A 21,182-nucleotide genomic window follows, 5' to 3' on the forward strand; every position below is an offset into this window, starting at 1 on the left:
GTGCGCCTTGTTCGCCTGCCTGTTCGCCCTCTGGGCGCTGCCTTCGGCCGTGCGCGCCCAGCACCACGGCGAGGTCGCCGACCTGCAGTTGGAGCGCACGGCCGAAGGCCTGCTCCTGAGCGCCGCCTTGCAGCTGGAGCTGCCCGAGGTGGTTGAGGACGCGCTGTACAAGGGCATCTCCATGCACTTCATCGCCGAGGCTGAGGTGGTGCGCCAGCGTTGGTATTGGTCTGACAAGACCGTGGCGCGCGCCACGCGCTTCCTGCGCCTGAATTACCAGCCGCTCACGCGCCGCTGGCGCCTGACGCAGTCGCCCGTGCTGTTTGCCGCCAACGGCCTGGGGGTGTCGCTGGGCCAGAACTTCGAGGAATTGCCCGACGCGCTCTCGGCCATGCAGCGCATCGCCCGCTGGAAGATCGCGGACGAGGCGCAGATCGACGAGGGCGTGCCCTACGTGGTCAATTTCCAGTTCCGCCTCGACATGTCGCAGCTGCCGCGGCCACTGCAGATCGGTGCCGTGGGGCGCTCGGGCTGGGACATCGTGCTGGCGCGCAGCGTGCGCCTGCCCGCCGCGGAGGCCGCGCGATGAGCGGCCAAGGGGTGCGCCCCGCCGCATCCGCGCGCAAGGCGGCCAGCCGCGCGCGCGCCATGCGCTGGGCCCTGGGGCTGGGTGCCGGGGTGATGAGCGCCATCGGCCTGGTGCTGCTGTTCCTGCTCACCCAGGCCACCAACAACCGTGTGCTGTACGAGCGCAACTTCGCCTGGCTGCTGGGCGTGAACGTGCTGGTGGCGCTGGTGCTGCTGGCCGTGCTCGTCTGGGGTGCAGTGCGCCTGGCCGTGCGCCTGAAGCGCGGGCGCTTCGGCAGCCACCTGCTGATCAAGCTGGCGGGCATCTTCGGGCTGGTGGGGGTGATACCCGGACTGCTGATCTACGTGGTGTCCTACCAGTTCGTATCGCGCTCCATCGAGAGCTGGTTCGACGTCAAGGTTGAGGGCGCCTTGTCCGCCGGCGTGAGCCTGGCGCGCGTCACGCTGGACACCATCGCCAGCGACCTGGCCACCAAGACGCGCAGCGCCAGCACCCAGCTCGCGCAGGTGCCCGATGCCGCGGCGGGCCTGGTGCTCGAGCGCATGCGCGACCAGCTGGGGGCCACCGACCTGGTACTGTGGAATGCCGCCGGCCAGCCCGTGGCGGGCGTGGGGCAGTCGCGCTATTCGCTCAACCCCGAGCGCCCGAGCGTGCAGCAATTCCGCATGGCGCGCCAGGAGCGCATCAGCTTCCAGATCGAGGGCCTGGACGACATCAGCGACCCCATGGCCGCCGAGAATGCGCGCGTGCGCACGCTGGTGCTCGTGGCCAACCCTGGCGTGGGGCTGCTGGCCGAGCCGCGCTACGTGCAGGCCACGCTGCCCCTGCCCCAGGCCCTGGTGGCCAACGCCATCGCCGTGCAGGAGGCCAACCGCGAGTACCAGGAGCGCGCGCTGGCGCGCGTGGGCCTGCGGCGCATGTACATCGGCACGCTCACGCTGAGCCTGTTCCTGGCCGTCTTTGGCGCGGTGCTGCTGGCCGTGGTCCTGGGCAATCAGCTGGCGCGCCCCTTGCTGGTGCTGGCCGACGGCGTGCGCGAAGTCGCGGCGGGCAACCTGGGCCCGAAGGCAGCGCTGCAAGGCAAGGACGAGCTCGGAGGGCTGACGCGCTCCTTTGCCCTGATGACCCAGCAGCTGGCGGACGCGCGCTCCGCGGTCGAGCAGAGCATGGGCGAACTCGATGCGGCGCGCGGCAATCTGCAGACCATTCTGGACAACCTCACCGCCGGCGTCATCGTGCTCGACCGGCAGGGTGTCATCCGCTCGACCAACCCGGGCGCCACCCGCATCCTGCGTGCGCCGCTGGCTGCCTATGAGGGCAGGCCCCTGGTCGAAGTCCCCGGCCTGGCCGATTTCGCCGCCACGGTGCAGCGGCACTTCGACACCTTCGCGCTCGAGCGCGACCACCACGGACTGGACCATTGGCAACATCCGTTCGAGCTGCATGCCTCGGGCGGCGGCCTGGCCGCGCAGGGCACCAGCCTGGTGGCGCGCGGCGCGGAGCTGCCCGACCATGAGCGCCTGCTGGTGTTCGACGACATCTCGGAAATCGTCTCGGCCCAGCGCGCCCAGGCCTGGGGCGAGGTCGCGCGGCGCCTGGCGCACGAGATCAAGAATCCCCTCACCCCGATACAGCTGTCCGCCGAGCGGCTGGAACGCAGGCTGGCCGGCAAGCTGCCGGACGCGGAACAGGCCGTGCTGGCCAAGTCGGTCAAAACCATCGTGGACCAGGTGGATGCCATGAAGCGCCTGGTCAACGAATTCCGCGACTATGCCCGCCTGCCCGCCGCCGAGTTGCACCCGCTGGACCTCAACGCGCTCATCGCCGACGTGCTGCACCTGTACGACCCCGAGACTGCCCAGGTGCCCGTGCGGGCCGAGTTCGACGAACGCTGCCCTCTCATACGTGGCGATGCGCAGCAACTGCGCCAGGTGGTGCACAACCTGCTGCAGAACGCCCAGGACGCCACCCAGCAGGCCGCCGAGCAGCAGGGCGCGTCGCCCGCCGCAGTGCGCATCGGTACGCGCTGGAACGCTGCGGCGCAGCGCGTGCGGCTCACGATATCCGATTGCGGTCCGGGCTTTCCCCAGCACATCCTGCAGCGTGCGTTCGAGCCCTACGTCACCACCAAGCCGCGCGGCACGGGCCTGGGCCTGGCGGTCGTCAAGAAAATCGCCGACGAGCATGGAGCCCGTATCGATCTGGTCAACCGCATGGAAGGCGATGTGGTGATAGGCGCCCAAGTATCGCTATCATTTGCCCCTGAAACGGCGGCGACGCTGTAACAGCAACGCGGCACGTGCAGTAAGGGTGCATTTACACACATGGCAAACATTCTGGTGGTCGACGACGAACTGGGCATCCGGGACCTGTTGTCAGAAATCCTGAACGACGAGGGACACAGCGTGGACCTGGCCGAAAACGCCACGCAGGCACGCAGCGCACGCCTGTCCAGCAGCTACGACCTGGTGCTGCTCGATATCTGGATGCCGGACACCGACGGCGTTTCACTGCTCAAGGAATGGGCCATGGCAGGCACGCTGACCATGCCCGTGATCATGATGAGCGGGCACGCCACCATCGACACCGCAGTGGAGGCCACCCGCATCGGGGCGTTCTCGTTCCTCGAGAAGCCCATCACCATGCAAAAGCTGCTCAAGGCCGTGGAGCAAGGCCTGGCACGCAGCGCTGCCGGCCAGCGGCAAGCAGCTCCTGCGCCCGCCCACGCCGCCGCGGCGTCGCCATCGGGCATGGCCCCTGGCGGCAACGGTGCACAGCTTACCGTACATGCCGCCCCGGCGGCCGAGTCGCTGCCGCTGTCGCACCAGGGCTTCAACCTCGACCGCCCCCTGCGCGAGGCGCGGGACGGCTTCGAAAAAGCCTATTTCGAATTCCATCTGGCGCGTGAGGGTGGCTCCATGACGCGCGTTGCTGAAAAAACGGGGCTGGAGCGCACCCATCTCTATCGCAAACTGCGCCAGCTGGGCGTGGATCTGGGGCGAAACAAGCGTAGCGGGTGAGCGGGACAAATTTTCTGAAATTTGGCGAGGCCTCCATTTATCGGCATATAATTTGAGGCTCAGGCCCGGTAGCTCAGTCGGTAGAGCAGAGGATTGAAAATCCTTGTGTCGGCGGTTCGATTCCGTCCCAGGCCACCAAAAAAAATCCAAGTGTGACAAGCACTTAGAGAAAACGGCGACTCCGGAAGGGTCGCCGTTTTGCTTTGTGGAGTGGAATTGTGCAGCTCGCTGTACAAGTGGGCGATGCGGTCAGGTGCGGGTTATTGCGCAGCACTGCGCGACATGGCGACCCATCATGACCCCCCCGGCCGTCCATTTCTGCAAATGGCTAAAGTTTCTTCCTGTACGTGACTCCTCATTTTTGGAGCCGTCATGACAGAGTCTTCCTCTTCCTCTTCCCCCGCTTCCGTTTCCGTTTCCGCGGCCAAATCCGCCGGCGCACCGCGCGCTCCCTCCCAGCCCTATCGCCATGGCAAGGGCTGGGCCATCCGACGCTCCTACAAAGGGTACTCGCTGTTTCTGAGCGGTTATCGCAGCGCCGCAGGCGCCTCCAAGGCGATGCGCCAAAAACAGCAGGATATCGACGACCAGCAAAATCCCGCAGGCTATGGCCCCGAACGCACCACCCTGGCCCAGGCGATGCAGGACTACGCTATGGAGCGCCTGCCGTTCAAGAAAGGCGCCGTGCAGGAGGCGCGCCGCATCAATGTCTATCTGCGCAGTGCGGGGCTGAGCCTTCTGGACGTGCAGCCTGTCCCCTCAGCGAAAGAGACGCCATCGAGGCCGGCCGCCTCGACGTATTTTGAGGTGAGCCTGATGCCACACCAGCTCGAGCGCGAGATTCCCAGGGGCCTGGGGGCTCATCGCCGCGCGCAGCTGACGGCCAATGCCAAGACCGACCAGTTGCGGGCCGCGTTGGCCACCACCCCCATGGCGGACATCTCGCGCGAGCTGATTCAGCGCCTGGTGGACCAGATGAGAAAAGACGGGAACAGCGCGGCAACCATCGACCTGGAGCGCTCGGCGCTGCGCGTGCTGTTCAACCACGCTCGGAGCCACTGGCGTTGGGCGGCCCTGTGTGACAACCCGGCCACCCATCTGAAGATGCCTCGCCTGGACAACCAGCGCTCGCGGGTACCGTCGGACCAGCAGCTGTCGCGTCTCGCGCAGGAGTTGGCCCGCTGCAGAAATCGGCAACTGGCGCCCACCCTGGCCTTGCTGGCGGAGACCGCCATGCGTGCGTCAGAGCCACTGAGCCATGCCCGCTGGAAGGACGTGAACTGGACAGAGCGCATCCTGATGCTGGGAGACTCCAAAAACGGCAAACGTGCGGTGCCCTTGTCTGATGGAGCGTTGCAGGCCCTGAGAGCCCTGAGCGCACTCAATGGCCAGGAGCCCGAGGCGCCTATCACCACTGCGACCTACGATGCCCTGGCTGCGGCCTGGCGCCGGGCATGCAAGCGCGCGGGATTGGTGGACCTTCACATCCATGACCTGCGGCATATTTGCGCCACGCGCTGGGCCCGTGTGATGCCCAACGTCCTGCATGTGATGGCGCTGACCGGACATAAGACCTTTGTGTCGGTGCAGCGCTATGCCCACGTGGATGCGCAGGACGTCGTAGGCATCATGCGCAACGCATCGGCGATTTGCGGTCCTCTGGCTGCGACCTTGGTGCCCGCGGGAACGTCGGCGTCTCCAGCTTCGCAAGCCGCAGGGGCAGCGCCTGGCGCGGGGGCTGACGCATCGGCGCCGGAGCAAGCGATGGGCAGCAACGTGCTGGCTTTTCCACAGCGCCGGCGCGCCTAACGTGCGCAAGCTTCGATAGCCTCGCGCAGGGGCTCCTGCCAACCGCCGGCCCCACAAGAAAGCGGCCTTGGCATCCAGGCGCTGGCTTCAACTGTTGAGGCTGACCCGCTAGGCAGCTAGGCAGCTAGGCCGCAGATTCGCCCTATGAAACTTCATGTTTTATAGGGCTTTTCTCCGCCGATGATTTTCTGGCAGGACATACGCGGATGGGTTTTGGCAGGATGCAGTCAGCGCATCAGTCTTGCGTTCATAAGACGCATTAGTCTTGTAACCATCGGGCGCAATAGTCTTGTGATGGCAAGGCATCAAACGCTTGCCACCGTGCCTTCTCCGAATGAAAAGCCAGTCGAGCCCCCTGAAGTTCTCCGCGCACCAGAACCTGCAAGCGCCATACCTGCGAAGGCGCTCACCCGATTACATCGGCAACGGTTGAGGGACGCAGGTTTTCTTGGGGAGGTGGTGAAAGGCTGGTACACGTAGCCCCCGCTCTCGCGAAGGACCAGGACGGCACCGTCGCGAAGTCGGCTCGACGGCCGAGAGAGACTTGAGGGCTCGTCAGGTCTGTTGCCACCAGCCCGTGCGGGCTGGTGAGCCTCATCCGCGCCGGGATTTCAGTGGGTTCCAGTTTTCCTGGGCCGCGAATGCTCTCTCGGTAAAACGGTCCACCACGGTGCGACTCCAATAGCATTGGCGCCCCATGCGAACGCCCGGCGGAAGCTCGTTGCGTCTTACCAAATTGTCGATGGTGCGGGCGCTCATGCCTAGCTGCTGGGCGAGTTGCTCCTTGTTCAGACGGTCGTGAACGGGTTGGTCAGTCATTTGCGGTGCCTAGAGATGTAGAAGTTACCTCTAGGCATTGGCTTTATATGGAGGCGTAGTTCCTCTGAAAAACCGTGCCTTCATCGAGTGAAGCACCGCGACGCTTCACTCGCAAAAAAGGCCTCCCCAGGGATGCGGAGAGGCCCAATCAGCTCAATGACCCAGTTGCCTGTGGACTGTTACCCCGTTACCTCCGCAGCAACGGCAGAGGCTTTGCCAATCTTTGCTGCCTCAAAAGCGATGATGAGCAGCGTGCCCGTCGGCTTGCCTTCACGTGACAGATAGAAGTCCGTCTTGAGTTTGCCCGTGACCTTCACGAAATCGCCCCTGTCGAGCAACGGCTTGCTGTCCTTCATGAGCCGCACCGTGTACCACGTGGGCTCGGTATCAACGCCGCGCTGACTCTCAGCCAGGCGAAATTCGAAGTACGCCTTGCCGCTGACCTTGCTCTTCTTCACCTCTGGTTGGGTGGCAACGTTTCCAAAAACTTGCATTCGATGTCCTTTTTGAACACAGGGCGGATGCCCTGCCTTGTTCGTGTAGCAACCTGGCTCGTTCCGGGTCAGTGCACGGTCTCCTGCGGTGAAGCCTCGGTAAGCGCATGACCGGAAGTGAGCATGGAGACACTCACATCAGTCACCTCATGCCCCATCACGAAGCTCGGGATGGCATCTGCGCGACCGAGCGTCAGCATCGCCATTAGCATGTCGCCAAGACCCGCTTCTGCAGGCGGCCTTTGGGCGCTTGTGCACAACCGCAGCAGTGGCTGAATGTCCTCCTCGCCGGTGGGTTGACCCGGTATCACCACCGCCTGCAGCTCTCCGGCGCGCCCCAGCGAGAAACCATGGCGTGCCTCGGGCATCGCACGGAAGAACGCTGCAGAGGCCGGTTCCCAAAGAGGCAGAACGAATCGATGTTGGTGGCCTTCGATTTGGTGCGTTACCACTCCCCAGCGGCTGCCAGGTGTCGAAGTAAATGCGCTCACGCGAAACGGAATAGCGATAGCTGGAGTGCGTGAGAAAAGCTCATAGGTTGCTGCCTTGACGTCTCCGCAGAGCATCCAGCGCTGCTCGTAGCACTCTGTCTCATGATGAGGGCGATGTCGCGTGGCCGCGGCGACTTCTGCAGGAGACATCAGGCGCCCCATGGCAAACTGCGTCTCCAGGTTGTGCTTCGATGGCTCGTATGTGAGCTGTCTCAATCTGTTCATGGTTGTCCTTACAAAGCGCGGTATCGCGCAGTTCGTATAGACACCAGTCACACTTGCCTCGAATCCAGGCGGCTGGCCGTTGCGGCCCCCACTGCGCGCATGTCATTTCGTGACCGCAGGTGGGTAGCGTGACTCGCCATGGATGCGCGTAGCGCTATCAACCGGGTGCAATAACCCGATGGGGTGTGGCCACGGGGTCATGCCCGGCGGCCTGCGGTAAGGCAAATAGTTATCGGTGAACCAGCCCTGCGTGGAGAAGCCTCCGCGTCCATCCATGCGCACCCGCGGCAACCAAACGGGCAACTCCTGCACCATCACATGTCCGGCGACAACGTCCACGAGCCGCAGGCGCCCGTCCTTCATCCGCTCTTCTACCGTGAGCCACACCTCGAATTGCTGCCCGTCGATGGACACCAGCCGACGGCGCCCCTCGGCTAGCGAGTGCCGCGCTGTCTCTGCGGCGAGGCTTGCCAGCGTCGCGAGCACACGGCTTTTGATGCGCTCGGTGCGGGTGTACACGACGACCCGGCGCAGTACGGGGCCGAGCGTGGTGGCCGCGCCCACCGAGAGCACCAGCGATTTGAGGGAGGCGGCACGGTCTGACCCGCGCGCGCTGCGGTCCACCTCGAACCACGTCACTCCATCGGACTCGATGGCCACCGCGTCAGGTCGAAGGTTCAGGACCCTGCGCTTCCCGGGTGATTTGGTTGCCGCCTGCAGCAGGCCTTGCGCGACAGAGCCGTCTGAGCCGAGTCTTGTGCTGAGAACCTGAAGCAACTCCTGTTCAGCCATCGCTGCCAGCCCTCGCGCCTCCGAGCAGAGTGTCAGAAACTGAGCCCACAGCCGATGCTCCGGGTTCGTCATGTCCGTGACGCGTCGTACAGACGCTGCGGCATCAACGTCACGTTCCTCCAGCCATGCCGCCCCGCGTTCGGTGATGCCGTAGACAGTCATAAAGCGGCTGGTGCGGTACCTGGCAAGCAATCGTGCCTTGCACATGCCACGGACCGCTCTTTGCGCCGCACTCAGAGCCGCTTTGAACGGTCGCTCTGCAAAACAGTGCACTGCAATATCGACGGTACGAATGACCCGAAAGCGGTTGGCCAAGGTCAGCGAGCGCAGCCAAATGGCCTCCTGCAGAGGCCATGTTCCGATGCGTGCCGTCAGCCCTCGGGGAACCTTCCGGGATGCCTCTGCTGTCGCAGGCAGGGGCTCTTGCATCTCAGGGACAGGCGCAGCTCTCCCGTGGGTGCATTGCATCTCTGCACCTGTGGCAGTGGTGGCCGGTTCCGGGGTGGAGTCGGGCGTGTCGTCGGGGTGTGTTGTCATTGTCAGGACTCCGGTGGTTGATTCCACCGGCCCCCTGAGCAACCGTGCGGTGCTGTCGGGCCTCGTACCGGTGGTTCCCTCGTGTAGCGAACGCATCGCTGTCGCGCTGCCCGTTCGCACCACCCAGCACACCTCGCGAGACCCGCATGTGCTTGGTGGCACCGATGTCCGACTGCACGACCTCCAGCGGGCATGGGGCAGATGTCTTTCCCCGCTGGAGGTCTCGCACGCTGCGTGCGTGCGTCAGTCGCGTTTTCGTCGCGACGTGCTTCCAACGCCACTGTTCCATCGCCCGGCTTCGCCGGTGCGAACCGCCGCCGTCCGCAGATGTTTTTGCGAGGGCGGATGTACCTCAGGACGGCTTGCGCAACTGTGCTCACGGCGTGCCCTGCGGCCCCGGCTGACCCCAAGTCCGCCAGAAGCATCCGTTCTTTCGGGCGGCCCAGGGGCCCCGGCCGGTTGAGGTGCTGTGCACCCCGTTCCTCCAATGACGGCACGCGCGGGGACGGCGGCGGTTCGCACCGCCTCACCGGCCCTGTCGCGAGCAGCTGTACTCCCACAGATGTTCACCAAAGCCATTCGTGCTTCTTGCACGCAGCAACGGGTTCCACAAGGGCCCGGGCTGGACGCCCGGCCGTCCGCCCGCTGTTGTCCTCGAAGGCGGGCCTTTGCTGTCATCGGGCCGGGCGTCTGCAGAAACCGTTCTATCCGAAGCAGAGGGTTCTCCCGAAACCCCTGTCGACAGGCATTCGCGTTTCCGTGGTGCAGCCGGGCGTCTATCCCCTAGACATCCGTCAGGTGTCTACACGTCACACGGGGCCCCGTCGGGCTGCCGGGAGCCTTTCATGAAAATCAATATCCGAGGCCGTCGTGCCTATCTCTACCGGCGACGCTGGGTGCCTGTCGGCCCTGGCGTGCCGCACGGGTATCCGACTGAAGACTATGTCGGTGTCATCGACGCCGATGCCGAGTCCATCCCTGCGCAGCTCCTGCCGCTGTTGAGTGAGACTGAGCAGGAGCAGTTGCGCGACAAGGTTCTGCGGCCTGCAGCGCAGGCCCGTGCGGCCCGGGAGCGCAAAGCGCTAGACCCGCAGTGGCGTATCGCGGAGGCCACGCGACTGTTGTCAGAGGCTGCACAGCTCAGCCAGGAGCGGCGTGTGCTGCGCTCCACTCTCGCACCGGCGCTGCAAGCGCTGGACGCCATTCGTCTGGCAGATGGCGCACCGATTCGGCCTCCACAGCCCGTGCCCGCAGCTTCGGACAGGATGGCAGAAGCACTGGCCGCCGTGAAGGCAGCCGCTGCCTCGGTCCGCGATGGGGCCTATGGTTACGCCCCTGTCGGGGGTGCGCGCAGTACCCGAACGTATCGCCTTTGGTCTGAGCTGACCGAGGCGCTGGACGGCAGTCGCCAGAGCCTGTTGCGTGCGCTGCAAGAGAAGGGCTTTGTGAAGGCGCGCAAAGCTTCATAAGCCAGGGCCCTCGCAATCTCTATGGCGGTGCTGTGCAAGGTCTAGGGAGCGGTTTTGTTCTTTGCAGTTGGCCCAACGAAAAAATCTCATCGGTGACTACACGTGAGGCATGCATGTGCATGTGCTACAGGACACATCATCGATGAATTCCAATATTTGTTTGCAAGCCAACCTAGTCAACTCCCAAAGGACATCCACCCAGGCGCTTGCCCTGGAGGATGACTCCAGGGAAGAGCGAGTCAGCCGTTTGTACGCATCGCCCGGTGGTCCGCTCATCGGCTGGCTGTTTGATGAATGCCGTCGGCGCCGTCAGGAGTACCGCGAGATGGCAGCTTGTTTGGGCGTGACCTATGGCTACGTCAACCAGTTGCGCAGCGGCATTCGACAGGCACGTCACATCAGTGACGACTTTGCCGTCAGTTGTGCTCACTACCTGGGTGTACCGCCAGTCGTCGTCAAGATGGTTGCCGGTCGTATTCCCATGTCTGACTTTGTGACCCCGCGGGAACCGGAGGTAGACGCATTGGACCGCGCGATGGCGCAAATGCTCGACGACCCGGTCGCGCGGAGGAATTTGCCGGCTGATATGAGCGAACTCACCCTCTCTGCGAAGCGTGCACTGGTGGCCATGTACATCGAAGCTTCCGGACGAGATGTTTTTGGTATGCACCAGCTGCCGGAGATGGTGCGCTGGCTGCAGCGGGCGGCAGCGATTCATGATGAGTCTGAAGCTGAAGTGCTCAGAGGACACCGCGATTTAGCTGATTGACGCAGAGGGTATTGCTCCTGCCGGCGCAGTAGCGATGAAGTGATTGATTGACCAACAAGGGGCAAGCCATGGCTTGCCCCTTCTTTTTTGTCGGAAGGAATAAACACCCGACCTAGACCTATCAGCTGGAGCCACTTGGTGGCGTCAGCAAACACGACAGGACACCACCGGCCATCACCGGGGTCCTTTGATTGACACCGCTAAATTTTTGAAAGACTCAAACATGTCAGACCTGCATAACGACGCTCGCATTCCTTTGAATTCTGAAACCGTCCACAACCTGCTGCTCGCCGCCGAGGATGTGATGTCTCGCTATTCCGTCCCGGAGGAATACGCTCTTCAGCGGCTCATGGAGTCCTTGGAAGGCCGTGAAAGTAACGCCCTGAACATTCCGTGTGGCGTTCCGATGGTGCAAGCCAGCGCGCGCTACTTCGTGCTGTTGGAGACAGCGACTGAGCACCTCAAAGGTCGGTTTTCTTCTGCTGAGTTCGACCTTCTTCTCAATGCCCAGTGCACACCGGTCTGGACCTGGGAGCCTTCCTACTCGCTGGCAGGCATGGTGGCGGACGCGCACGGGATAGAGGGGTTGGAAGAACTGGACGTTGGCAATCCATTACGCGTCTTTTTGGAGCGGTTGCTGACGCTGTCGCCGCTGGAAAACGCCGTCTTGGTGGATGCGTGTGAGCAAGTCTGGCGCGGACATCCCAATCCTCTGCTTTGATTTTTTGAATTTTGTTGTCTTTATTTTTATGGACAACAAAACTGCCGGGCGAGATGATTCGCCACATGGCTCAACACAAGAAATCACGAGGCAGACCGACTACCCGCATTGATACCGCAGTGCTCGCGCATTTGCGTCAGAAAGCGGGGTTAACCCAGTTGGGTTTGGCAGAAGAGGTTTACCGCTTAGCCAAAAAACGTTCGTCGAGCCAGGCAAGCCTCAAAAACACTGGCCAGCGTTGGGAAAAGAAGGGCACTCTGGATGCTGGGTTGGCTCAGCACCTTGCCACTGTCTTGAAAACGCCCGTCGAGATTCTGCGTGGCGAACACCCGTTTCCCACGCCCGAGCCCGCCCCCAGTTATGTCAACGAGCTGGAGGCGTTGCTTCGCAAACGCGTGCAAGAAGAGACCATCCCAGAGCTCGAAAATGCCCTCCAATATTTCCGAGAATACGGATATGACGACCCTGTAAGGGAATTGGCTGAAGAGTTGAATCGGGAGCTGGAAATCGCTCCTTTAAGCGCATCGAGGGAACGATGGGCGACACTTTCTGCCATCACTGGAATGACGCGGCGCCAGATGCTGCGACCTGTAGGCCATGAAGGACTTTGGCTGCTTATCGCCAGTGGACCGCCAGGACCTATTCGACATGAGCTCCTTGGCGGAATCCATGGGGTCAGGGAGGCTTTGCGCGCTGAGTGGGCAGACGTTCGACAGTCCAGCTCATTCGGCGATTCCGTCATCACATTCAGCGACGAAAAGCCCTGGTTCAAAGTCTCGTGGATGCACATGAGGATTCCCGAATGGGTACGCGAGATGCGGTTTGTGCGTTGCCAGCCCACTGAAGCGGGGCTAATTTGGGTCGCCCCTACAGACAACGACGGCTTTTGGCTCGACCAAATGAGCAATGGCGCCTATGAATACTTCGACTATGTGAAAACGTCCGACGGCATTCAGTCGCCCTCTGTCATAGCCAACCTTTGCCTTCTGCTTAAGAAGTACCTCTCGCCGCAGGAGGTTGAAGCCCAGCAAGCCAGTTCCGAAGAGACGTTGCTTGAAGTGCATCACGGCGCGGTATCCGAAATGCCTGCGTCCACTTTGGCTAGCTTTTCTAAAGATGGACGCGCCAAGCTCATCGTGGTGAATTGGCTTTGCTCGGGCCTTTGGGAGGCACTGTTGCCGCATCTGTCTGAATGGCCGCTGAAATACTGGTCTGTCGATGCGGCTCCAGGACGGATTGATGTTCGCGTGAGAGCTGACCAAATTCCAATCAGAGAGTGGAAGACGTTTGCCTGTCCTCCTCCTTTTGGAACGCGATTGAGCATTTCCCTTGCCGAGCTGACTGATAGTGGCCGTCATAAATCGGTGCCGTGGAGCCATACCAGCGTAGAGGACGTCTGCGCCAAGCTCAATCGCTCATTTCAAGAAGCACTGGCAACTTCTCAAGTTCCGACCGGTTAGTCGTTAACCAAGCATCCTTTTTTGAATCGAGCTGCACGGGGCGTGGTCCCGGGCACGGCGCAGCTCGTCCTTTTTCCGGGACCTTGGAGAAATTTATGAGCAATACCCCCACCAATGGCCCTAGCAAGACCGGCAATCCTTCTGGTCCCGGACGTGGCAACAATCCGCCTCGTTCGAAGTGATGCAGCCACAGGCTGCAAGCCTTGGCGCGACACCATTCACGTTTTCTATTCATCAAGTTTTATTCAAGAGGTACTTCCATGGGACGCACACCGAACGATGACCGTAGCGACAGCATGAATCCGAACAACGATGCATATCACCATGCGCAGGACAACCATTCGGACCAGTTGAACCCCAACAACGAGCGTTACGCAGGCGAAATGCCTGACGACGAGACGGACTAGCCGTCGTTCTCGGGACCGCGAGTCGCCTTCTTGCAAGAGCACTCGTTGGCTTCGTCATGCGGCCCCTGGTGGCCGCTTTTTTTTGCCAGGCTAAAACATGCTCCTAGACGTGCCAGCTGGAGCCGTTTTGTGGCGCCAGCGGGCACGAGAGGGCGCCGCCGGTCGCTCTCGTGCTCCGACCATCGGCGTGGAGCAAATAAATGTCAGAAACGAAGTCGGTCCTCGTACTGAGAGACCTCGCAAGCCTCTTGGGCCGGAGCCCGGAAACCATCCGCAAGGACCTGCGCCGCAACCCGGCCGCAGTGCCGCCGCGGCTGCGTATTGAGGGGACACGGCTGTTGCGTTGGCGGGCCGCCGATGTGGATGCCTGGCTCGCTCAGCGTGTGGAGGGCCTGAACCATGACTGAGGCAATGAAGAACGTGTTTTCTCGCCCACTCAACATCGGGTACATGCTGCGTAATGAGCCACCGGCGTTGGACCATGTCCTTCCCGGACTGCTGGCGGAAACGGTGGGCCTCGTTGTTGGCCCCGGCGCGGTGAGCAAGACGATGCTGGCGCTGCAAATGGGTATTGCGATGGCAACCGGCACGCCACTGCTGGGCGGACTGGTCGGTGGTATCTCGGGAAGAGCACAAACGCCAGAGCGAGTGGTGCTGGTTCTCGCCGAGGAATCCGCCAATGTCGTCTGGCAGCGCCTGCACGCCATCATGAGCGTCCAACTTGCGGCCTTGGACATCGACCCCGAACTGGCAGCGGAGCTTCTTGAAAAGAACCTGGGCATCCATGCGCTGGCCGGCAGCGACCAGGTCAACCTGCTCGGCGACAACTGGGACAAGACACCCGCCGGTGACCTGCTGCGTCGCGCTTGCGAAGGTGCTCGCCTGGTGGTCCTCGACCCAGTGCGGGATTTTCACAACGCGGATGAGAACGACTCGACGGCCATGAAGGCCCTTGCTCGTCATATCGCGAGCTATGCCAAGTCGACGGGTGCAGCTTGGCTGTTGGTTCACCATGCCAGTCGCGCTGCAGCCCTGAGTGGCTACGGCGGGAGCGCGGATGCGGGACGGGGGTCCACAGCACTGATGAATGCTGTGCGCTGGCAGCTCAACCTCAGCCGTCCCACCCGGGATTCTGCGAAGCAGCATGGACTGCCCCTCAACAGTCTGCATAAGCATGTGCTTCTCGACGTACCGAAGGCGAACTACATCGAAACACCCAGCACGATGGTCGTTGCCCGAGGTCCCAACGGTGTGCTGGTCCCTGCCGGGGAGGTCGCATGAGTCGAAAGCCCGTAGCCGCCATTGCAACTGCGCCACGCGTTGTTCGTCTCGCGCATCCCTTCGGGTTGTGCCAGTTGTTCCGGCCGCTGGCTAAAGACAGCAAACCCCGTCCGGTGCTCAATGAGCAGTTCGAGTACGCTGGCGTGACGCTGCGCTTCAGCGCACGCGAAGCGATGGGGGCACCGGAACAGACGCTGTTACTAGCTCTGCTCGAGATTGCACAGGAGCAGCATCGACGGCGTCCGGCAGAGCACATGCTGGATGAGACCGACCACAGCGAAGTCGGAGCCTTGCTTTGGTCGGGGCTGCACGTCGGTAGTGCTGCACCGCTCGTGGATGCGCCTTCTACCCTGAAGCTGCACTGCAGCTGGAGTGAACTGCATCGCCGTTGCGGCGGCAAGAGCGTGGGAGGCCAGGTGACAGAAAGCCGAAGGCAGTCGCTGATGAGACTGTGCGAGGTGACGGTCTGGGAACGGGTCGAATCGACACGCAAGGTGCGCTCGTGCCGATTGGTGAGCTGGCTGCTCGGAGACGACCAGCGCGTTCATGTCGCGTTGAATCACCGACTGGCTGCTGCGCTGCTGGCGCCGAGCTACGCTCAGGTGCTCATGTCCGAGCGGCTCAGCTTACCTTCGCAGACGGCGATGTTGGTCCATGCCTTTTTGTCGACCTGTCTCGGCGTCGGCAAGACGATGGCTATCGGGCACGAAACGCTGGTTGCTCGGCTGTGGCCTTTGGGAAGCGGATTGACACCCGCCAGTACACAGCGGCGACGCCTAAGCGATGTGCGTGCTGCATTGCGCTCCATCGGTCGGCTGCAGCGGTGGCGGGTGGAGCTGGGAGCCACAGTCGCGACCGTCACCCGGACTCTTTCGAAGCCAGGTGCTGATTGTGTCGCTCCGCAAGAGTCTCTCGCTCCGACCTCAGCGTCTCGGCCGGCTGCCGAACCGCGCGCCCGCGATATGACGAGGGCAGGACATTTCGTGGTCTCCGACGCGTCATTTGGTGAGCAGCCGTTCTGGAAAAAGCTGAACGCCCACAAGCACTTGCTGCGAAAAGACGAGGGCAGTACTACTTCTTAATAAAGAAAACTCTCTTAGAGGCAGGGCAGGGCGTTCGCTGCCCGCCCTGCCATTGCGTGGAGGGCTCCCAGCTCATCAAAGGCGGTTGACCAACCTTCCTTGCCCAGCCTGCTGCGCTATCTTGCCTCGAGGCAAGACGCCTTCCGTTACCTCGTTACCTGGGTTACCGTGCTCACTGCAAAGAAAGAGGGGCTACCAGTGTGGCAGCCCCTCCATGAATCAGCCGCTTCGCGGCCCTTGTGCAAGGTTTATTGAATGACCTCGTCGGCCCCGGTCGAGAGCGCTTGAGCCGCCTGAGTTGCAGCGAAAAAGGTGTTCATCAAGAGCACCGCATTTGCACCACGTCCGGCAACCATGACCCGGCTGTCCAACGGAGGCTCCTGGGTACGGGCGAATTTGCCAGATGTATCGTTCATAAGGTACAGGCCTGCATTGAGCATGTGAAACAAATGCTCTTTGCCTATCAGCTGCTTTTGCACGGTGGCCGCCCTGAGGAGGGCTTCGTCATTACGCAGCATGTCGCAAGCGGTCATCATGACCATGCTGACCGACGCATCGAAGGCGTTGAGCATCAACGTGATGTGGCCTCGTTCGACCGAGTCGCGCAACCATAGTTGCGCATCCTTTTCCCACATCGGCACAGCCCACTGGAATCGCAGACCTTCGACTTGAGTAGTGAGGATGACGACGGGCAGGCCGCCATCGAAGTCCTGCACCACCAACCGAGCCGGTGGCTTGGGGTGCTGCGTCAGATGTTCGATATCTTCGCTTGAGAGCTCGGCATGGATGACCCAGCTTTGTGGGGCTGCTTCTAGCCCTGCATCGGCAGCTATTTCGGCCACCTCCGTGGGGCTCAGCAGTTCGGCGTAGCGTGCGCGATGGCACCCGAGGAGCAGGGAAGGGACGTTGCCGATTGCGCCGCTTGCTGTGTTGTTTGTGACCTTCAACATGATTTCCTTTTCCTTTAAGTGACCTGGAAACCTGTGTAGCGAACAATCTCGCGATGCCTGGTTCCGCAGAGGAAGGGCAATGGGGCGCAATACTTCATCTTAAGCAGTGTGCCGAGTGGGCGACCGAGCAAGCACGTTTTGCTGTGGACGCGAAAAATTTGTTACGACTCGCACCAAGTAAGTAAGATGGCATCCCTCTACTTACCCACCTAAGGCATGCCGTGAGTACCCAGCGCAAGACCGAGGTTTTGTCTATCAAGACAACTCCAGAAATCAAACTTGCCTTGAAGCACATTGGTGAGCGAGAGCACCGAAGCATGGCCAATACCTTAGAGACACTAGTTATCGACTACTTCACTCGGCATGACCTGCCGTTTCCTGAGGTAGTCGATGTGATTAGCGAAGTTCAGGGCACCAACAACACCAGAGGGACTGCATGACGACGATTTACCAAGCCTGTCAACCGAGGCCGGACCTCATCACCGGCAGCTTCAACCCGGAAGTCTTTACAGCCAGCCTCTCGGCGGTCTTCGAGCACTACCAAGGTGGCGCCAGCGCCACCAGTGCTGTCTACACCGACCCCAAGACCTTCTTCACCGAGGCGACTTACCCGACCAACGGCATGCGCCAGGTGCTCGGCGACGTGTTCCAGCGCCTGTCTGGGGACTTGTCCGCTCCGGCGGTCCATCGCCTCGAGACCGGCTTCGGCGGTGGGAAGACCCACACCCTCATCGGTCTGACCCACATTGCGAAGCGCGGTAAGGCGCTCTCGGGCATCACTGGCGCGCTGCTCGACGACAAGTACCTGCCTGAGGAAGGCGCCGTGGTCGTCGTTGGCATCGTCGGCGACGAGCTGCCCGTCCAGGCCGTCAAGGGCGCCAAGGTGCAGCCCTACACCCTGTGGGGCGAGATGGCCTACCAGGTCGGCGGCGAAGCCCTTTACAAGTCCCTGTCGGACGAGGTGACCAGCTTCTCGGCGCCCGGCAAGGAGTTCATGAAGGCCGTCTTCGGCGGCAAGAAGGTCCTGGTGATGCTGGACGAGATGGCGCAATACGCCACCCGTCTCGAAGCTGCTCGCGCCAACGGCGCCGAGCAGTTGCAGGCCTTCCTTATGACGCTGCTGAACTACGCGCAGACCAACGCCGGTCTCTCCGTGGTCATCACGCTGTCCGGAGCCAGCGACGCGTTCTCCCGCCAGGCTAAGTCGCTCAAGGACGTGGTCGGCAAGGTCATGGGCAAGGACGTCACCGAGGCCGAGGCGGTTGCGCTGGCTGAGAAAGCTGCCGAGGGCACGAACAGTGTCGTGGCGCGCGCGGCGACCACGGTGGTTCCTGTCGCTGCGTCAGAGCTCTCCCGCCTGCTGGCGCGTCGCCTGTTCACCCAAATCGACTCCAGCCGTGCAGCCGACGTTGCGAAGGAGTTCGGCCAGGCCTACAAGGCATCGTCCAGCTATCTGCCAGCGCACGCCCAGGGCAACGACTACATCGAGCGCATCCAGAACTTCTACCCCTTCCACCCCACGTTCATCGAGTTCCTGAACCAGAAGCTCGCGTCGGTGGAGAACTTCCAAGGCACGCGCGGTGTGCTGCGCATGCTCTCGCTGGTCATCCGCAATCTGTGGGAGAAGAAACGTCCCCTGGCCATCGTGCAGACAGGCGACATCGACCTCAAGGACGAGCGCATCCTCAATGAGCTGCTGGGCCGCACCGGCAGCGGTGAGCTCCAGGTCGTCGTCAATACGGATGTCGGCGGCCCCGGCTCCTCTGAGATGGAGGCGGGCTACAGCCGTGCAGAGCTGTGCGACCGAAGCAATCCACACCCGGCAGGCGTGCCGATGCACATGGTCGTCTGGCGCACGGTCTTCCTGCACAGCCTGGCCGGTCGTTCTGAAGGACTGGCCTCGAATCTGTTCGGCATCACCCAGCAGGACGCGCAGCTCTCCTGCGTGATGCCCGACATGTCAGGCCCACAGGTGGAAATGGCGCTGAAGGCGCTGAAGGACGAGGCCTTCTACCTGCGCGAGCGGGACGGGCGCCACTACGCCAGCCTTGACCCGTCCGTCAACCGTGCGCTGGGCAGCATCCGCAACGGCGTCACCGATGCGCTTGCCCAGGAGTACGTCTCGGGCATCGTGCGCAGCGCCATCAAGGACGGCGCTGGCGTCTTCCGCATCGTGCACGACGTGTTCGAGCCTGGCCACGTCGACGACAAGCCTGGCCAGCCGCAGCTGGCAGTCGTGGCACTCGGCACGGCGTCCGTGGATGTCGAGCGCATGGTCACCGAGGCCGCCGCAGGCCCGCGGCGCAACCAGAACCTCTTGTTGCTGCTCCTGCCCCAGACCTGCAAGGCTGTGCAAGACGGCCCCTGGAACGAGGACAAGACCCAGCGCACCTCTCAGGCCTTCGAGAAGCTGCTGGGCATCGCCAAGCAGGTCATCGCCATGCGCCGATTGGCGGAACAGCCGGGCGCCTACGGCCTGTCCGACAAGCACCTCGAGGCCGACAACTTTCGTGCGCAACGCGCTGAGCGCGAGAAGGCCCTGGAGACCGAAACCGTTCGCCTGTACGACACCCTCTGGTATCCCTCGGCGTCGGGCAACTTGGCACGCAAGGAAGTCCGCACCTCCAGCGGTGACTCTGGCGCTGCCGTCGTGCACAAGGTCCGCGAAGTGCTGCGCGGTGACGGCGAACTCATCACCCAGGAAGACGCGCTGACGCAGGAAAAGCTGCTGCAGCTGAACAAGCTGTTCTTTGACGCGGTGGACGCCCTGCAAATCAAGACGCTGCGGGACAACTTCAACCAGCGGCGCAGCTGGCCCGTACTGGAGAAAGCCGACCTGCTTGACCGCGTCCTGCGCCAAGGGGCTGTCCAGGGCTACTGGTGCGTCTACCGTTTGCAAGACAACAACGACCGGCCGGACAAGTTTTTCGCCCGCGAACAAGGCGGAGTGCCCATCGATGTCAACCTCGAAGAGGCGGGCTGGGGCATCGTTACTGAACCGGGCGCCAAGAAGCGCGACTGGATGGCCGGCAGCGTTAGCCCGGCGAAGGTGAAGGACTGGACCCGTGAGGCCGTCATCCATCAGGGGGCAGCCAAGGTCGCCGATGTGGTGACTGCCGTGGCGGCGCAGCACGGCAACGTGCCGCAGAACATGGTGCTCGACGCTCTGCACAGCCTGGCCAGCGAAGAGGCCATCGGCTACTACGTGGGCGAGCCCGAGCAGACCTACAAGCCCGAGCTGAAAACCGGCGGCAGCACGCTGCTGGACAACGTTACGACGGAACACACCATCGTGACCCGCGCCAAGGCCGCCGAGCGCGGCTGGTTGACCGGCAATGCCAAGCCCAGCTTCCGCATCGAAGCCGACCAGTCGCGAGCCAAGCTGCTTCCCCTGCTCAAGCGGTTGGGCAGCGTCTACACGTCCGAGGGCGGCAAGTCCCAGGTCGACTATCTCGATGTGTTCGACCTCGTGCTGCCTGGCGGCGGCACCTTGCGCCTCCAGCTGAGTGACGCCAACGCCACCGACATGAAGGCCCTGCAGGAACTGTTCGAGGTGCTGATGAGCGTGGCCAAGGTGGGCTCCAGCACCGGCGCCGAGCTGGAAATCAAAGACCCCGTCGCCGACTGCGGGCTCGTCAAAAAACTAAAGGGCGTCTGACGACGCACACCCATGGCCACGAAAGTCTCCCTCCAAGAGCACTACGACCGACAGCTCAAGGGCTTGGTCAAAAGCGCCCCGTTCGTCCTCCGCATCACAGAGTGGAAGGACCAGCCGCCACCCATCCTGGTTGTGAAGGAGCGCGTCAGCCGAGACGAGGCTGAGCGCAAGCGCGGCGAGAACTGGGCCGAACGTGGCTTTGTCAAGGGCGAGACCTTGCGACGCCTGTTGCCCCTGCTGAAGAAGGCCTGCGCCTCGGTGGTCGATGCCTCAGGCGTGCCGACTCAGGTTGACCGCTTTCTGACGCAGGAGGGCCTGCGTCAACGGGTGACCCTGCCCCTGGACGACGAAGCTGGCGCCAAGCTGGCGCTCATCTTCCGCCTGCAGGAACGGCTGCCGGATGCCGACCGCGTCGAACTGCTAGCCCGGCGGGTGCTGCTGTTCTCGCGTGAAGAGGCGCTGTACTGGCTGTCACGCGTGACCGACTTCGGACCCGACGCCAACCGCTGGGCCATTTCTGGGTTGCGGCTGTTCCTGGGAGGGCAGCCCAATGACGATGGCGTGTCTCGCATGCTCGAGTCGCTGCGGACCAAGTAAAAACGAGTACAG

The 21,182-nt window shown here is 62.5% G+C and carries 20 protein-coding genes and 1 tRNA gene; 16 read left to right on the top strand and 5 right to left on the bottom strand.

All coding sequences use genetic code 11. The features are described 5' to 3' along the window. The first annotated feature begins 7 nt into the window (after positions 1–7). The 5 genes from ACX12L_RS15620 to ACX12L_RS15640 all read left to right on the top strand — a co-directional run bounded on the left by ACX12L_RS15620 (position 8) and on the right by ACX12L_RS15640 (position 5,418). On the top strand, positions 8–589 hold the full coding sequence (locus tag ACX12L_RS15620) for a DUF4390 domain-containing protein (RefSeq protein WP_459263426.1): 582 nt from the start codon (positions 8–10) through the stop codon (positions 587–589). Then, positions 586–2,874, top strand: a complete 2,289-nt coding sequence (locus ACX12L_RS15625; protein WP_459263427.1) for a sensor histidine kinase — start codon at positions 586–588, stop codon at positions 2,872–2,874. The genes ACX12L_RS15620 and ACX12L_RS15625 overlap by 4 nt, the downstream gene beginning before the upstream one ends. A 39-nt stretch (positions 2,875–2,913) precedes the next feature. Further along, on the top strand, positions 2,914–3,609 hold the full coding sequence (locus tag ACX12L_RS15630; protein WP_459263428.1) for a response regulator: 696 nt from the start codon (positions 2,914–2,916) through the stop codon (positions 3,607–3,609). A gap of 62 nt (positions 3,610–3,671) precedes the next feature. After that, positions 3,672–3,747: transfer RNA gene (locus ACX12L_RS15635), tRNA-Phe, on the top strand. A gap of 234 nt (positions 3,748–3,981) precedes the next feature. Continuing rightward, a complete protein-coding gene (locus ACX12L_RS15640; RefSeq protein ID WP_459263429.1) occupies positions 3,982–5,418 on the top strand; it encodes a tyrosine-type recombinase/integrase in 1,437 nt (478 codons plus the stop codon). Between the two features lie 594 nt (positions 5,419–6,012). On the opposite strand, the gene ACX12L_RS15645 is transcribed toward ACX12L_RS15640, so the two are convergent. The 4 genes from ACX12L_RS15645 to ACX12L_RS15660 form a co-directional block, all read right to left on the bottom strand. Continuing rightward, on the bottom strand, positions 6,013–6,237 hold the full coding sequence (locus ACX12L_RS15645) for a helix-turn-helix transcriptional regulator (protein WP_416401393.1): 225 nt from the start codon (positions 6,235–6,237) through the stop codon (positions 6,013–6,015). Between the two features lie 179 nt (positions 6,238–6,416). Next, entirely contained in the window at positions 6,417–6,731 is a 315-nt protein-coding gene (locus ACX12L_RS15650) for a single-stranded DNA-binding protein (protein ID WP_459263430.1), read from the bottom strand. 68 nt (positions 6,732–6,799) lie between these two features. Next, on the bottom strand, positions 6,800–7,447 hold the full coding sequence (locus tag ACX12L_RS15655; protein WP_459263431.1) for a hypothetical protein: 648 nt from the start codon (positions 7,445–7,447) through the stop codon (positions 6,800–6,802). A gap of 102 nt (positions 7,448–7,549) precedes the next feature. Beyond that, a complete protein-coding gene (locus ACX12L_RS15660; RefSeq protein ID WP_459263432.1) occupies positions 7,550–8,401 on the bottom strand; it encodes a DNA-binding protein in 852 nt (283 codons plus the stop codon). 1,220 nt (positions 8,402–9,621) lie between these two features. On the opposite strand from ACX12L_RS15660, the gene ACX12L_RS15665 reads away from it, so the two are divergent. The 8 genes from ACX12L_RS15665 (at position 9,622) to repC (ending at position 15,965) form a co-directional block, all read left to right on the top strand. Next, positions 9,622–10,245 carry a hypothetical protein gene (locus ACX12L_RS15665; protein WP_459263433.1) on the top strand — a complete coding sequence of 208 codons (624 nt, stop codon included), beginning with the start codon at positions 9,622–9,624 and terminating at the stop codon, positions 10,243–10,245. A gap of 142 nt (positions 10,246–10,387) precedes the next feature. Then, positions 10,388–11,014 (top strand): hypothetical protein, encoded by a 627-nt coding sequence (locus ACX12L_RS15670; protein ID WP_459263434.1) that lies wholly within the window; start codon positions 10,388–10,390, stop codon positions 11,012–11,014. A 223-nt stretch (positions 11,015–11,237) separates the two neighbouring features. Then, complete coding sequence (locus ACX12L_RS15675) at positions 11,238–11,735, top strand: hypothetical protein (RefSeq protein ID WP_459263435.1); 498 nt, start codon at positions 11,238–11,240, stop codon at positions 11,733–11,735. Between the two features lie 65 nt (positions 11,736–11,800). Continuing rightward, positions 11,801–13,195, top strand: a complete 1,395-nt coding sequence (locus ACX12L_RS15680; protein ID WP_459263436.1) for a hypothetical protein — start codon at positions 11,801–11,803, stop codon at positions 13,193–13,195. A gap of 260 nt (positions 13,196–13,455) precedes the next feature. Continuing rightward, on the top strand, positions 13,456–13,602 hold the full coding sequence (locus ACX12L_RS15685; protein WP_416401404.1) for a hypothetical protein: 147 nt from the start codon (positions 13,456–13,458) through the stop codon (positions 13,600–13,602). Positions 13,603–13,802: 200 nt separating this feature from the next. Then, a complete protein-coding gene (locus ACX12L_RS15690; protein ID WP_459263437.1) occupies positions 13,803–14,009 on the top strand; it encodes a helix-turn-helix transcriptional regulator in 207 nt (68 codons plus the stop codon). A 4-nt stretch (positions 14,010–14,013) separates the two neighbouring features. After that, the gene (locus ACX12L_RS15695; RefSeq protein ID WP_459263438.1) at positions 14,014–14,883 is read left to right on the top strand and encodes an AAA family ATPase; all 870 of its coding nucleotides are present in this window, start codon (positions 14,014–14,016) and stop codon (positions 14,881–14,883) included. Further along, on the top strand, positions 14,880–15,965 hold the full coding sequence (gene repC / locus ACX12L_RS15700) for a replication protein C, IncQ-type (RefSeq protein WP_459263439.1): 1,086 nt from the start codon (positions 14,880–14,882) through the stop codon (positions 15,963–15,965). Before ACX12L_RS15695 ends, repC begins: the two co-directional genes overlap by 4 nt. A 248-nt stretch (positions 15,966–16,213) precedes the next feature. On the opposite strand, the gene ACX12L_RS15705 is transcribed toward repC, so the two are convergent. Continuing rightward, positions 16,214–16,915 (bottom strand): hypothetical protein, encoded by a 702-nt coding sequence (locus tag ACX12L_RS15705; protein WP_459263440.1) that lies wholly within the window; start codon positions 16,913–16,915, stop codon positions 16,214–16,216. 221 nt (positions 16,916–17,136) lie between these two features. Here ACX12L_RS15705 and ACX12L_RS15710 point away from each other — a divergent pair, with 221 nt between their 5' ends. From ACX12L_RS15710 to ACX12L_RS15720, 3 genes are read left to right on the top strand one after another with little or no spacing between them, the layout of a single operon-like run. After that, entirely contained in the window at positions 17,137–17,355 is a 219-nt protein-coding gene (locus ACX12L_RS15710) for a hypothetical protein (RefSeq protein ID WP_459263441.1), read from the top strand. Beyond that, the gene (locus tag ACX12L_RS15715) at positions 17,352–20,573 is read left to right on the top strand and encodes an ATP-binding protein (RefSeq protein WP_459263442.1); all 3,222 of its coding nucleotides are present in this window, start codon (positions 17,352–17,354) and stop codon (positions 20,571–20,573) included. Before ACX12L_RS15710 ends, ACX12L_RS15715 begins: the two co-directional genes overlap by 4 nt. A gap of 12 nt (positions 20,574–20,585) precedes the next feature. Beyond that, positions 20,586–21,170: a DUF7680 family protein gene (locus ACX12L_RS15720; RefSeq protein ID WP_459263443.1), complete on the top strand. Its 585-nt coding sequence runs from the start codon at positions 20,586–20,588 to the stop codon at positions 21,168–21,170. The last annotated feature ends 12 nt before the right edge of the window (positions 21,171–21,182 follow it).

The sequence above is a fragment of the Alicycliphilus sp. T452 genome (genome assembly GCF_054512775.1).